General features: G+C 45.0%; 11 protein-coding genes. 8 read left to right on the top strand and 3 right to left on the bottom strand.

Annotation, left to right across the window (positions count from 1 at the left end):
- Positions 1–289 precede the first annotated feature (289 nt).
- Positions 290–982: a TIGR04219 family outer membrane beta-barrel protein gene (locus O4M77_RS14425; protein ID WP_323713642.1), complete on the bottom strand. Its 693-nt coding sequence runs from the start codon at positions 980–982 to the stop codon at positions 290–292.
- Positions 983–1,112: 130 nt separating this feature from the next.
- Between O4M77_RS14425 and O4M77_RS14420 the strand changes: the two genes are divergently transcribed.
- From O4M77_RS14420 to zupT, 4 genes are all read left to right on the top strand, one after another.
- Positions 1,113–2,561, top strand: a complete 1,449-nt coding sequence (locus O4M77_RS14420; RefSeq protein WP_166137426.1) for an aldehyde dehydrogenase family protein — start codon at positions 1,113–1,115, stop codon at positions 2,559–2,561.
- 593 nt (positions 2,562–3,154) lie between these two features.
- The gene (locus O4M77_RS14415; RefSeq protein WP_125279821.1) at positions 3,155–4,630 is read left to right on the top strand and encodes a sodium-dependent transporter; all 1,476 of its coding nucleotides are present in this window, start codon (positions 3,155–3,157) and stop codon (positions 4,628–4,630) included.
- Positions 4,631–4,640: 10 nt separating this feature from the next.
- A complete protein-coding gene (locus O4M77_RS14410) occupies positions 4,641–4,751 on the top strand; it encodes a methionine/alanine import family NSS transporter small subunit (protein ID WP_004780392.1) in 111 nt (36 codons plus the stop codon).
- An 83-nt stretch (positions 4,752–4,834) separates the two neighbouring features.
- Positions 4,835–5,650, top strand: coding sequence for a zinc transporter ZupT (zupT, locus tag O4M77_RS14405; protein WP_323713641.1), 816 nt, complete (start codon positions 4,835–4,837; stop codon positions 5,648–5,650).
- A gap of 62 nt (positions 5,651–5,712) precedes the next feature.
- Here zupT and rsmB read toward each other — a convergent pair whose 3' ends face one another.
- Together rsmB and fmt are read right to left on the bottom strand one after the other, a co-directional pair.
- Positions 5,713–7,017 carry a 16S rRNA (cytosine(967)-C(5))-methyltransferase RsmB gene (gene rsmB, locus O4M77_RS14400; protein WP_323713640.1) on the bottom strand — a complete coding sequence of 435 codons (1,305 nt, stop codon included), beginning with the start codon at positions 7,015–7,017 and terminating at the stop codon, positions 5,713–5,715.
- Positions 7,014–7,976 carry a methionyl-tRNA formyltransferase gene (gene fmt / locus O4M77_RS14395; RefSeq protein WP_166137418.1) on the bottom strand — a complete coding sequence of 321 codons (963 nt, stop codon included), beginning with the start codon at positions 7,974–7,976 and terminating at the stop codon, positions 7,014–7,016. Before fmt ends, rsmB begins: the two co-directional genes overlap by 4 nt.
- A gap of 407 nt (positions 7,977–8,383) precedes the next feature.
- Between fmt and ilvD (O4M77_RS14390) the strand changes: the two genes are divergently transcribed.
- The 4 genes from ilvD (O4M77_RS14390) to O4M77_RS14375 all read left to right on the top strand — a co-directional run bounded on the left by ilvD (O4M77_RS14390) (position 8,384) and on the right by O4M77_RS14375 (position 13,830).
- Positions 8,384–10,213 carry a dihydroxy-acid dehydratase gene (ilvD, locus tag O4M77_RS14390; protein WP_323713639.1) on the top strand — a complete coding sequence of 610 codons (1,830 nt, stop codon included), beginning with the start codon at positions 8,384–8,386 and terminating at the stop codon, positions 10,211–10,213.
- A gap of 189 nt (positions 10,214–10,402) precedes the next feature.
- Positions 10,403–12,088, top strand: coding sequence for a dihydroxy-acid dehydratase (ilvD, locus tag O4M77_RS14385; protein ID WP_166137416.1), 1,686 nt, complete (start codon positions 10,403–10,405; stop codon positions 12,086–12,088).
- A gap of 152 nt (positions 12,089–12,240) precedes the next feature.
- A complete protein-coding gene (locus tag O4M77_RS14380; protein WP_323713638.1) occupies positions 12,241–13,521 on the top strand; it encodes a hypothetical protein in 1,281 nt (426 codons plus the stop codon).
- A 21-nt stretch (positions 13,522–13,542) separates the two neighbouring features.
- Positions 13,543–13,830: a chorismate mutase gene (locus O4M77_RS14375; protein ID WP_004780403.1), complete on the top strand. Its 288-nt coding sequence runs from the start codon at positions 13,543–13,545 to the stop codon at positions 13,828–13,830.
- Positions 13,831–13,941: the final 111 nt, after the last annotated feature.

Raw genomic sequence — 13,941 nt, 5'->3', positions numbered from 1 at the left:
TTGGATTTTTAGCTCGGAACTGTTAAACAATGCTAAGAATTTATAGATAAAAAAAGCCCCAACATCCTGTTGGGGCTTTTTTCGTATCTCGTGTCTAGGTATAACTCCTGTCGTACCTCACGTCCTGGTGCACTGCTTTATTCTTCTTGTTTTTAGGTATTTGAGCTTCCTGCTTTGTATGTTTATAGAATAGTCTGAACCTAAAAACTGGCATAGACGTCGATGACATCTATCTTTGTACGTCTGGGCTTACAGGGTGAAGACTAATTTTCATAAGTCATTATATTATTTAGAAGTGTATATCTAAGCCGATATAAGGACCTTTAAATTCCAGTTCCAAATCTGGCGCATTATTTTGTTCGGCATCAATATTCATGATGCGATAGCCGACTTTAGCCCCTACATCGACCAGCAGGTTATCAATAAAGTCATATTGCAGTTCAGCCTGAACATCAGTCTTTTTAATATCGCTACCATGACTGTAAACCGCTTCAGCTTTAGCACTCATGCCAGTAAATGGCAGTTTTACCCCAGCTGTAGCATAGAGTAATGGACTGTATTCATCTAGATCGTACTGAGTCAGGGCACCTGCATTCAGATTTCTGACTGTACCATCCAGATTGGTCAGACCAGCACCGATATCAGCATGCACAATGGTATCCAGCAGTTCGTAATACAGAATATAGTCGATATTATTAAGTTCGATATCGGCAGCATTCAGCGGGGTGCTTTGTTCGCTATTGCTGTCCAGATTCACATATTTGATTTTGGCATTTGGCAGTAGTGGTGCTGGATGTTCAAATGCGACAGAGAGTTGTGCCGTGCCTTGGCGATCCAGGTCCTGTTTGCTGGCATTGGCAGACTGGCTATAACCGTCAAAATTCCAGTAGCTGGCATCTGCTTTAAGACCAATCACATCCGCATGGCCTATGCTGCTCAGCCCTAATCCTAGTAATAATGCAGTGAATAATTGTGTACGCATTTCTAATTTTCCTTACGCTTTCTTTAAATTGAGCGATTTTGTTACCTAAATACATCTTCTTAAACGTAATCAGTAGGTGCATGATATAGGTAATTTCTAAAATGTATATGCTAATGTGAAGGGCAGAATAATGGGATCGACAGCAGCACAACATCATCAAGACTATCCATTATATGTGGCAGGACAGCCGGTACAAACGGGTGAATGGCTGGAGGTCAAACATAAATATAGTCAGGAGCTTTATGCACGTGTCGCGCTGGCAGATGCTGAAACTTTAGAAAAGGCGATTCAGTCTGCGACTGAGGCAGAAGCAGAAATGGCAGCGTTGGAACCTTTCCAGAAACAAAAAATTCTGCTGCATTGTGTGAAGCGGTTTAATGAAATCCGTGAAGAACTGACTGAAATCCTGATTGCGGAAGGTGGCAAGCCACGTAAAGCAGCTGGCGCAGAAGTAGAACGTCTGATCAATACTTTCCAGATTGCGGCAGATGCGGTCACCCAAATGGATCAGGGGCGTATTTTGCCTCTGGCAGTCACCGCCGCAGCTTCCGGTTATCAGGGCATGGTGAAACAGGTACCGATTGGCGCTGTTTCCCTGATTAGTCCGTTTAACTTTCCATTAAATCTGACTGCACATAAAATTGCGCCGGCAATTGCTGCAGGTTGTCCATTCGTGTTGAAACCGGCGAGTCTGACTCCAGTTTCAGCCTTAAAAATTGCCGAGATTCTGGCAGAAACTGATTTACCGAAGAATGCTTTTTCAGTTCTGCCGTGTCCACGCGATCTTGCAGATGTACTGGTTACAGATGACCGTTTTAAATTGCTAAGCTTTACCGGTTCCGATGTCGTGGGCTGGGATATGAAAGCCCGTGCCGGCCGCAAAAAAGTTACTCTGGAACTCGGTGGCAATGCCGCAGTGATGATTGAGCCAGATACTGAACTCAGTGAACAGCTGATTGACCGTCTGATTGGTGGCGCTTATGGTCATGCAGGGCAGGTGTGTATCAGTGTGCAACGTATTCTGGTGCATCAGGATATTTTTGAAGAACTGAAAGACAAGCTGGTTCAGAAACTACAACATCTGAAAGCCGGTGATCCCGATCTGGAAACAACTTTGCTAGGGCCAATGATCAAGGAAGCTGAAGCTAAACGTTTGCATCGCTGGATGGAAGATGCCGTAGCGCAAGGTGCCAATGTACTGACTGGTGGTGAAGTGAAGGGTGCGATGTTTGAACCGATCCTGTTGGAAAAGGTAGATCATCAACTGGAAATTTATCGTAATGAAGTTTTCGGTCCGGTCGCTATTATTGAGGCTTATAGCGATTTTGAATCAGGAATTGCCTGTATTAATAGCAGTCGCTTTGGTCTGCAAGCCGGCATCTATACCCAGAATCTGCAGAAGATGATGTATGCCTGGGATCATCTGCATGTCGGCGGTGTGATTATCAATGATATTCCATCATTCCGTGTTGATAATATGCCTTATGGCGGTGTCAAGGATTCCGGTCTGGGCCGTGAAGGCATTCAGTCTGCGATTCGTGACATGCAGGAAGAACGTATGCTTGTCATCAAATGTTAAGCTGACCGAATCAATCAGTACTATTCCACAATCGGCATAAGGCAGGTCGGTTGTGGAATTTTGCTTTTTATTGCTTAAAAAGGTAGCAGGCTAGATAGAAAAGATAAGCTGAATAAACTAAGACACAGCTCTGTTTTTATTCAGAAGAAAATGAACGAAGAAGATTTAAAAACACTTTTTCAATCTCTATTTAATACTTGATGAATTAAGAGCGAAAAATAGCTTGAAAACTGTAGTAAAACTTAAAAACAATATATTCCAAAAAGTTTATATACATATAACCAATAAAATCAAGGGATCAGCGTAGAATTATTGAGCATTTGATAAGAATAGATTATAAAAAAAGAATGTTTTAAGCAGAAATTACAGAAAAAATTTGAAAAAGTCAGTATTGTTGAACCATCTACAAGGTCGGCTTTCTGCTCAGGCTTTAAGCAAGCTGTCCGGCTAGCTGACCTGTTTGTATATTAGAATTCGATGCCCAAAAGGTATAACTCTAATTCAAACACCCGAAATAATTGAAATGCTTCTTTAGTGCTCGCGACATAACCATAACAAGCAGTATTGAATGAAGTTTAAAGTTTAGGTGTTCTATGACAGATACTCGAGAGAATTGGTCGGCACGATCAGGATTTATTATTGCAGCCATTGGCTCTGCCGTTGGTTTGGGGAATATTTGGCGTTTTCCATACGTTGCCTATGAAAACGGTGGCGGGGCATTCCTGATTCCGTATCTGATTGCGATTTTTGCAGCAGGTTTACCTTTATTATTTTTAGATTATGCAGTCGGACATAAGTTCCGCAAAGCACCACCAATGGCCTACAAAAAACTCATGAATGCAGAATCTCTGGGTTGGTGGCAGGTCATGGTGACTCTGATCATCGGGATTTATTATGCCAGTGTCCTGTCTTGGGCCGGCAGCTATATGATTTATTCTTTTGGACAGCAGTGGGGCACAGATACACAAGCCTTTTTCTTCAATAGCTACCTGCAAAATGGTGAGGGCCTAACCTTCGGTTTCGTCCCTGTACTGTTCTTTGGTCTGGTGATCGTTTGGGCAGCCGTGATGCTGATTCTCTACGGTGGGGTACGCCGTGGGGTGGAACTGGCGAATAAAATCTTTATGCCTTTGCTGGTGATTTTATTCACAATCCTGGTGATTCAGGCAGTACGTTTACCGGGTGCAGTCGATGGCTTAAATGCCTTCTTTACCCCAAACTGGGAAGCCATGACCAATTATAAAGTCTGGCTGGCTGCTTTCGGTCACATCTTCTTCTCACTTTCAGTAGGTTTCGGGATTATGTTGACCTATGCCTCTTACCTGAAACGTAAAACTAACCTGACCGGTTCAGGTGTCGTGGTGGCATTGGCTAACTCGTCGTTTGAAATCCTAGCAGGTATTGGGGTTTTTGCAGCACTTGGTTTTATGGCGTTCAGTTCAGGTGCGAAGGTTGAAGATGTGGTCTCTGGTGGTATCGGTCTGGCCTTTATTGCCTTCCCGAAAATTATTTCCAGTTTAGGTGCAGGTGGTGACCTGTTCGGCTTCCTGTTCTTCGGTTCATTAACAGTGGCAGGTATTACCTCCATGGTGAGTATCCTGCAGGTGCCAATTGCGGCATTCCAGGACAAACTTGGCTGGTCGAAGAATAAGTCAGTGACCATCATTGCGGGTGGTTCAGCAGTTGTATCCACCTTGATGTTCTCAACGCATAGTGCCATTACCTTTGTCGACATCATTGACTACTTCGCTAACAACATTGGTATTGTGGGTGGTGGTCTGTTCTCGATTATTTTATTGTCCTGGTTCCGTCGTCCATTGATGAAACAGCTGGAAACACATGTGAACGAGTTTGCCAGTCTGAAACTGGGTGGCAGCTGGAAATTCATGCTGACTGTGATCACGCCCTTATCTTTATTATCGGCATTGGGTTTAACCTTAAAATCAATCATGGCAGAAGGTTATGGTGATTATCCTGCAAGTACGCTATGGATGATTGGTGGGGGCACGATTGCATTCTTTATTCTGGGTGCCATTCTGTTCAGTCTAGTTAAAGATCGTCATAGTTAGGAGAACGAATATGAATACATCTGCATTGATTATGATGATTTTCTCCATGGTTTTATTATGGGGTGGTCTGGCACTGGCTGTTATGCATCTGGCAAAAAATCCAGAAGAACCAGAAGACTAAAAATCTTCACATAAACACATTGTTGCTGTAAATGAAAGTCATTATCATCTTTGCTGATAATGACTTTTTTAATGGGCAGACTTATGGGAATTGCTCCCGTTACCGATGCACAAGTCTATACTGCTTTTGCAGTGACATTTTTGGCAGGTCTGGCTACCCTGGTGGGTGGGGGATTAGTGCTGTTCTTGAAAAAACCGAATTATCGGGTTTTAGCCTTTGGACTGGCCTTTGCTGCCGGAGCAATGATCTATGTCTCGCTCACAGAAATTTTAAACAAATCGATCAGTTCATTTAGCCTGGCCTTTGATGAAAAATCTGGTTTTGCTTATGGCACCTTTGCCTTTTTATTGGGTGTGGTACTGGTTTTATTGCTGGATCGATTCGTTCCTAATCCGCATGAAACCATTGAGGCACAAGCGAAACAGGATCTGAGTCAGCCGCAATTGCTAAGAACCGGCCTGCTGACTTTATTTGCGATTAGTGCGCATAACCTGCCAGAAGGATTGGCCACTTTTTTTGCGACATTGGAAAGCCCTGCACTGGGTGCACCTCTAGCGGTCGCCATTGCGATTCATAATATCCCTGAAGGTGTTGCGATTGCATTACCGGTTTATGGTGCAACAGGCCGTAAAGATTATGCACTTGTGGCCAGTCTAGTTTCAGGCCTTGCTGAACCTCTGGGAGCAGCATTGGGCTATTTCATTCTGGCGCCGTATATGAGCCATACTATTTATGGCATGGTGTTTGGGATTATCGGTGGAGTGATGGTTTATCTGGCACTAGATGAATTATTACCGACTGCGAAACGTTTTTCCAAAGGTCATGAAACCGTGTATGGTCTAGTCAGCGGTATGGCTGCACTGGCGACCAGTCTAGTGATTTTTAAATTTGTACAATAGTAATCTCGAGTCAAAACAATAAAAAAGGCAGCCCAAGCTACCTTCTCTTTTAGCAATATCATTTAAGCAGTTTTTTCAATCCGGCAATAGAAGAAGCCATCGCCTTGACCGGTTTTAGGGAGTAGCTGACGACCATGGATCTGTTCAATTCCCCAATCGGCTTCAATTTTGATTTCCTTAGCATCTGCATGCTTGCTAAAGAATTCGACCATCTGCTGTTCATTTTCCGCTTTAAGAATTGAACAGGTGATATAGAGCAGGGTACCGCCGACTTTCAGTTGCTGCCACATATTTTCCAGAATCTGCTTTTGCAGCTCTACTGTCTGGGTAATATCAGTTGAATGACGTAACAGACGAATATCGGGATGGCGACGCATTACACCGATAGCTGAACATGGCGCATCCAGTACGATACAGTCCGGCTGTTCCGGTGCCTGCCAGGTGATGGCATTTGCGGCTTTAATTTCAACGTGTTCGCCTTCAAGTAACAGACGTTCAAGATTCTCAGTGACACGTGTTAAACGCTTGGCATCCTGATCAAGCGCAATTAGTTTACGCGGCTGATATTTTTCTAGGATATGCGCCGTTTTACCACCCGGTGCTGCACAGGCATCAATAACATACTTGTCATCCAGATTTGGCAACAAGGTAGCGCAGAGCTGGGCATGTTCATCCTGTACCGAAAAACCGCCGACATCAAAGCCGGGTAAATCAGGCACTTGCACATTGGCATCAAGAATAATCCCGACTTTGGAAACAGCACAGGCATGGGCAGGAATTTCGTGCTCTTCCAGAATTTCCTGATAGTCTTCACGGCTAACCTGACGTTCATTTACGCGCAAGGTCAGTGGAGCAATCTGCTTTAACTCATGACTCAGTTCAGTAAGCTGTTCTGGCCAGTCTTTTTTCAGGCGTTTAAAGAGCCAGCTTGGCAAACCATGAGCTTGATCCAATGCTGCTTGAAATTCCGATGTTTCACGTGAAACACGGCGCAGGATGGCATTGACTACACCACTTAAAGCCTGATAACCAAGTTGCTTTACTGCAGTCACGGTTTCAGAAATGGCAGCATGTGGTGCAATCCGGGTTTCCAGTAACTGGTATAAACCGACATAGAGACAAGTTTCGACCGTATCATTATTTAAAGGCTTCACCAGCAGAGGCAAGGTAATGCTTTTAAGCGCATACCATTGACGCAAAGTACCCAAAACCAGTTCATGGAACAGGGCACGGTCACGGTCGGCCACTTTCTTTAAATGCAGCGGCAAGATACTGGCCAGAGATTGTCCTTGCTGTACAGCAAGTAAGGTACGAATCACTTGGGCACGCAAGTTAAGGTGAGATGTGCCTGATTCAGAATGACTCATGCCAATAATTGTCCTACATGTAATTTTTGGGTCTGGTTAATTTGTACCGGATTGAGCGGTTTGCCGCCCGGCCATTGTAGTGAAGTGAGACACACTGCTTTTTCATCACCACAGGCCACATGTACACCCTGTTTATCAATCGCTAGAATCGTGCCAGCGACATGACAGTGTGCATTTTTTTCTGAAAGTACCGAACCCCAAACCCGCAGGTTGTTATTTTCATCCAGAGGAATAAAAGCGACTGGCCAAGGATTAAAGGCACGGATATTACGGTCAATATTAGAGGCAGTACAGCTCCAGTCAATTCGGGCTTCTGCCTTAGACAGCTTATGAGCATAGACGGTAAGTTCTTCGTCCTGCACTTCCCGGGCAGCTAAATACTGTTGTAATTTTTCTTCAGATTCCAGTACCGCTACAATTGCTTCAGCACCTTGAGCAGCTAGTTTATCATGCAGGCTGGCTGAGGTATCTTCTGCAGTAATTGGACATAAGGTTTTATACATCATGTCACCAGTATCCAGCCCGGCAGCCATTTTCATGATGGTCACGCCAGTTTCGTGATCACCTGTTGCAATTGCACGTTGGATCGGCGCAGCACCACGCCAGCGTGGCAGCAGTGAACCATGAATATTCAGGCAACCATATTTAGGCGTATCCAGAACCACTTGCGGCAAAATCAGACCATAGGCAGCTACAACCATCACATCAGCATTCAACGCTTTTAACTCAGCCTGAGCAGCAAGACCTTCTTCAGTTGAAGACTTGAAATGAAGTGGCTGATATACCGGAATGTCATGTTCAAGCGCCAGCTGTTTCACAGCAGAAGCGGTAAGTTTCTGACCACGACCGGCTTTACGGTCCGGCTGAGTATAGACCGCCACAATTTCATGATCGGTTTTGAGAAGCGCAGCCAATGCAGTTGCTGCAAATTCTGGTGTGCCTGCAAATATGATTTTCACACATGAAATTCCAAATAAACTTGGCAGCTATTATAAGCTAAAAGCCAAATGGCCGCCTAATCTACAATGCACTTAACTGTTACAGCGATTATAGATTCCTACTTTTAATTAAATTTTATATAAAAAAAACTCATGCAAATTCTAAAAATTATTCATGAAAGTTTTGTATTGTCCGATCCATGATGGCGGTATAGTAGCTTTATTAAGAGATTTTTATTGTCAGCTCACCGAGACCTCTCTATAGACATTTTTGTCTGCATCTACAACGAATAGGTCATCTTGTAAAACAATGGCTTGTAGTATGATAGGTCTAACATTCGACTGATTTAAGCTCATTGTCAGTATGATCTAGCCAGAGTGAACCTTTTTCGGTTCATTTCAAGCTCAAACTTTGTTGGAAATATAAAATGCCTGACTATCGTTCAAAAACATCGACACACGGAAGAAACATGGCGGGTGCGCGTGGCTTATGGCGCGCAACTGGGATGAAGGATGAAGACTTCGGTAAACCGATTATTGCAGTGGTGAACTCATTCACCCAGTTTGTACCGGGTCATGTTCACCTTAAAGATCTAGGCCAGCTCGTGGCACGTCAGATTGAACAGGCAGGCGGTGTAGCAAAAGAATTCAATACCATTGCTGTTGATGACGGCATTGCGATGGGTCATGACGGTATGTTGTATTCACTGCCTTCACGCGACCTGATTGCTGACTCGGTAGAATATATGGTCAGCGCACACTGTGCCGATGCCATGGTGTGTATCTCGAACTGTGACAAGATCACTCCGGGGATGTTGATGGCAGCAATGCGTCTGAACATTCCAGTGGTCTTCGTGTCTGGCGGTCCGATGGAAGCCGGTAAAGTAAAAATCCGTGGTAATGACAAAGCGATCGACCTGATCGATGCGATGATCGTCGCTGCAGATGATAACTATACTGATGAAGAAGTTGCGGAATACGAACGTTCTGCATGCCCAACCTGTGGTTCATGTTCAGGCATGTTCACTGCGAACTCAATGAACTGTTTGACTGAAGCATTGGGTCTATCACTTCCAGGTAACGGTTCAACTTTGGCAACTCATGCGAACCGTAAAAAACTGTTCGAACGCGCTGGTTCTCTCATTGTTGAACTGGCAAAACGTCATTATGAACAAGACGATTATAGCGTATTACCACGTTCAATGGTGACTAAAGCTTCGTATGAAAATGCCATGACTTTGGATATCGCAATGGGTGGTTCAACCAATACTGTTCTGCACTTATTAGCTGCTGCAAACGAAGCGGGTGTGGACTTCACTATGGATGACATTGACCGTCTGTCTCGTAAAGTACCAGTACTATGTAAAGTGGCTCCTGCGAAAAATGACGTGCACATGGAAGACGTGCATCGTGCCGGCGGGATCATGTCGATCCTCGGCGAGCTGGATCGTGCAGGCCTGTTAGATACCTCTGTCGGTACGGTTCACGAAGCAACCCTCAAAGATGCTTTGGACAAGTGGGACATCATCCGTACTGAAGATGAAGAAGTATATAAATTCTTTAAATCAGCACCAGGCGGTGTACCGACTCAAACTGCATTCTCACAAGATCGTTACTACTCACGTCTGGACGGCGACCGTGAAAATGGTGTGATCCGTAATGCAGAACATGCTTTCTCTAAAGACGGTGGTCTGGCTGTACTTTATGGCAACATCGCACTTGATGGCTGTATCGTCAAAACTGCCGGTGTAGATGAATCAATCCTGAAATTTAACGGTACTGCACGTGTATTTGAAAGCCAGGATTCTGCGGTAGACGCGATTCTGGGTGGTAAAATCACAGCAGGTGATGTAGTTGTGATTCGTTACGAAGGTCCACGTGGTGGCCCTGGTATGCAGGAAATGCTGTACCCAACCAGCTACCTGAAATCTAAAGGTCTTGGTAAAGAGTGCGCACTTCTGACTGACGGCCGTTTCTCTGGTGGTTCTTCAGGTCTGTCGATTGGTCACGTTTCTCCGGAAGCGGCTGAAGGTGGTGCTATTGGTCTGGTTGAAGATGGCGACCGTATCGAAATCGATATTCCAAACCGTACCATTCACCTAGCTGTGGATGATGCGACTATGGCCGCTCGTCGTGCTGCTCAAGATGAAAAAGGCTGGTATCCAGTAGAAGACCGTCCACGTAAGATTTCTAAAGCTTTGAAAGCTTATGCCATGCATACCACAAGTGCTGCAAAAGGAGCGGTACGTGAAATCTAAGCTGTAAATTTTATAGCGCAAAAAAGCACTCCAGATGGGGTGCTTTTTTATTTTTAATAATTGCACTGCCTCAAATAACCGAATCAGATACACAGAGTCTTACTTTTATCTAAAGATCGCTTTCTATACAATCGAATAAAACCTAGACAGCTTTTAAGCTTCACAAGAATTACATCCAGGACGATTAAAATGAGTAAAGACAATATCCGAGAACATTCTGCTCCCGTCTATGAAGGCATCGAAAATGCACCGGCCCGATCCATGATGCGTGCCACCGGTTTTCAGGATGAAGACTTTACTCGTCCGTTTATCGGGATCGCGTCGACCTGGGCCAATGTGACCCCTTGCAATATGCATATTGATGGCCTGGCACGTACAGTCGAGCAGGGCGTGAATGCTGCTGGTGGTAAGGGCATTATCTTCAATACCATCACTATTTCCGACGGGATCTCCAACGGAACTGAGGGGATGAAATACTCCTTGCTGTCGCGTGAAATTATTGCCGATTCGATTGAAGCGGTGGTCGGTTGTCAGGCCTATGATGGCGTGATTGCCATTGGCGGTTGTGACAAAAACATGCCGGGCTGCATCATGGGCTTGGCACGTTTAAACCGTCCAGGTCTGTTTATTTATGGTGGCACCATCAAGCCGGGTGAAGGGCATACCGACATGATTTCGGTATTTGAAGCGGTGGGTCAGCATGCCAAAGGCGAAATTAATGCGATTCAGGTGAAACATATTGAAGAAGTGTCTTTGCCAGGGCCGGGTTCTTGTGGGGGGATGTATACCGCCAATTCTATGGCCTCTGCGATTGAAGCTCTCGGCATGAGCCTGCCAGGCTCATCCGCACAGGAAGCGGTGTCTGAAGACAAGCAGATTGACTGTGCCCGTGCTGGTGAAGCAGTGATGAATCTACTGCGTCTGGATATCAAGCCACGTGACATCATGACCAAAGCGGCTTTTGAAAATTCAATTAAAGTATTGATTGCATTGGGTGGATCAACCAATGGAGTGCTGCATCTGTTAGCCATGGCGCATACAGCGGGTGTTGAGCTGAGCCTAGATGACTTTGTACGAATTGGTAAAGAAATTCCTGTAGTCGCCGATGTCCGTCCATCCGGTAAATATCTAATGTCGGAACTGATTGCCATTGGTGGGATCCAGCCATTGATGAAACGCATGCTGGATGCTGGCATGCTAGATGGTTCCTGCCTGACTGTGACCGGAAAAACACTGGCAGAAAACCTGGCAGATGTAGAAGATTATCCTGAAGACCAGCAGATTATTTTGCCATTCGACCAACCTGTGAAAAAAGACTCGCATCTGATCATTATGAAAGGCAACCTGTCACCGAATGGGGCTGTGGCCAAAATTACCGGTAAAGAAGGTCTATATTTCAAAGGACCGGCCCGCGTGTTTGAAGGCGAACAGGGTGCGATGCGCGGGATTCTGGATGGCGAAGTTCAGCCAGGTGAGGTAGTCGTGATTCGCGGTGTAGGTCCTAAAGGTGGACCGGGCATGCCGGAAATGCTAAAACCGACTTCTGCTATTATTGGTAAAGGTCTGGGGGATTCAGTCGCACTGATTACTGATGGCCGTTTCTCAGGCGGAAGTCATGGTTTTGTGATTGGTCATGTCACACCGGAAGCCTATGAGGGTGGCCCGATTGGTCTGGTGCAAAATGGCGATGAAATTTCCATTAATGCGGAAACCCGTGAAATGACCTGGCATATTTCGGATGAAGAGCTTGCTGCACGTCAGGCGGCCTGGGTGAAACCGAAACCGAATTACACTCACGGGGCACTGGCGAAATTCGCCAAACTGACCTCTGGGGCGGAGACCGGGGCCGTGACTGACCTAAATCTTGAAATCTAAAGTCCTAGAAAACATTGAACATTTGTTGCTGACTTGATATAAGTTTTGCACAAGACTTATATCAGGTCATAAACATCCTCATAATAGGATGTTGAATAAAACGATCCTGCTGGCAAGGGCTGGCATGACAAAATCTTTTCGAGGCACCTCTCATGTCCCTGCTACGCCGTTGGTTTGATCCAATCCGATCGAGTTGGTTTTACCAGAAACCAGTTCGTCAAACGGTGTTATCTATTGAAGATGGCTTGAGCATCCATTTAAGACTGGATGATGTTTATAGTTATCTGGCGGTACAACAGTTACCGCAACTGGAAGAAATTCTCAGTCCGGAACTGAAGCCACTCAAAGTCATCATTTCAGATCAGCGGGCTGAGCCGCCTAATCAGATGTCTTTTGATGAATGGCAGCACTATTGCCTGAATGATGCCAAAATTTTATCTAAACAGCATCGTTTCAGCTTTCATGAGACCCCAGAATTACCGACAGCTGAAGCCTTAAAGCAGGCAGAAACTATCCTGAGAAATACACCGTTACGCGGACAGGATTTTCTGTATTTGCTGGAAGATGTCTTTCATATGCTCTGGCAAAAACAGAACGGAAAATTACGCACTTTATATGCGATGGCCAGCCGTCATCATTCGCCGCAGAATTTTCCGGAACGAATTTTTGAGCATAGTCCGATTCTGGCCAGTTATTTCCAGTTTGGCGGACGCCAGTATCAGGCGGTAGATGATCTGTTACGTCTGACCCGTCGCCTGAAACAGCAGAGATTACTGACCGGCAACCCGATTTTCCTGATCAATCATATTGAATGGCGCGAGCATCTGATCAGTGATGCCGAAGAGCTGAATGAAATCCAGTCCATGGATCCTGAATTGGATTTGTATATCGCTCTGGAAGATCCGATTTCCTGGTTGTTGCTGGCCTATATTAAGGAAGAGCTGGCTGATTTTTATAATATCCAGTTGAATGTCTATCCGCTGTCTTATCAGGGACGGGACTGGTTTGACTGGAGTCTGGCGACACGCTTATCCAAGCGGACTGAAGTCAAATTTACCCCATTCTGCCGACCAACCGAGCAGGCCGTGATGCCGATGGCGCAATTGTTTTATAGCTGTCCGGAAGAGCGGCGGATTGAAGCCATGTACCAGATTCTGGAAGCGGTCTGGACTCGTGGTTATGATCTGTCTTATGCAGCGCATTTCAAGCGTATGCAGCAGGAACTGAATATTACTGAACTGACCCAGGAAGACGTTCTGGCCAAGTTGCAGGATAATGACACCTTATGTGAAATGAAGTCCCAGCCGAATTTACCGGTGCTGGAACTGCGTATTGATGGGCAAAGTTATACATTTAATAGCTTATATCGTGTCTGGATGATTGAAAGTATTTTCAGTAATGTGTTAGAAGAAAAGTATAAGAGTGATAACTAAACTGAAAGTGACTGAATAAACATGGAAAAAATCAAAGCTGAATCATTACAACATGCACGTCAACAGATCGATGCCATTGATACAGCTTTAGTTGAGCTGATCGCTGCGCGTCAATTTTATGTTGATCAAACCACCCGTTTTAAAAAAACTGAAACTGATCTGCAATCACCGGAGCGTATGGAGCAGATTGTGGAAAATGTCAAAGCCTTGGCACAACAGCAGGGCGTGGATCAGGCCTTCATTGAGCATTTGTACCGGGAAATGTTCCAGTATTTCATTCAGCGTGAACTGAAAGAGTTCCGTCCTTAAACGACTTTTAAATCCGATTTTTGCTGATGAATCTGATGAGTTTCAGCACATCCATCTAAAGCCTCAATATTTACTTGAGGCTTCCTTCTTAAAACCCTGATTTTACTCTAT

This window comes from Acinetobacter sp. YWS30-1 (genome assembly GCF_033558715.1).
In the GTDB taxonomy this organism is placed as follows: Bacteria; Pseudomonadota; Gammaproteobacteria; order Pseudomonadales; family Moraxellaceae; genus Acinetobacter.
Note: the sequence above shows the minus strand (reverse complement) of the source record. Positions and strands in the feature narration are given on the sequence as shown.

Coding starts and splice junctions, on each gene's coding strand:
- O4M77_RS14425 (WP_323713642.1), bottom strand. CDS start 982: ATGCGTACACAATTATTCACTGCATTATTACTAGGATTAGGGCTGAGC.
- O4M77_RS14420 (WP_166137426.1), top strand. CDS start 1,113: ATGGGATCGACAGCAGCACAACATCATCAAGACTATCCATTATATGTG.
- O4M77_RS14415 (WP_125279821.1), top strand. CDS start 3,155: ATGACAGATACTCGAGAGAATTGGTCGGCACGATCAGGATTTATTATT.
- O4M77_RS14410 (WP_004780392.1), top strand. CDS start 4,641: ATGAATACATCTGCATTGATTATGATGATTTTCTCCATGGTTTTATTA.
- zupT (WP_323713641.1), top strand. CDS start 4,835: ATGGGAATTGCTCCCGTTACCGATGCACAAGTCTATACTGCTTTTGCA.
- rsmB (WP_323713640.1), bottom strand. CDS start 7,017: ATGAGTCATTCTGAATCAGGCACATCTCACCTTAACTTGCGTGCCCAA.
- ilvD (WP_323713639.1), top strand. CDS start 8,384: ATGCCTGACTATCGTTCAAAAACATCGACACACGGAAGAAACATGGCG.
- ilvD (WP_166137416.1), top strand. CDS start 10,403: ATGAGTAAAGACAATATCCGAGAACATTCTGCTCCCGTCTATGAAGGC.
- O4M77_RS14380 (WP_323713638.1), top strand. CDS start 12,241: ATGTCCCTGCTACGCCGTTGGTTTGATCCAATCCGATCGAGTTGGTTT.
- O4M77_RS14375 (WP_004780403.1), top strand. CDS start 13,543: ATGGAAAAAATCAAAGCTGAATCATTACAACATGCACGTCAACAGATC.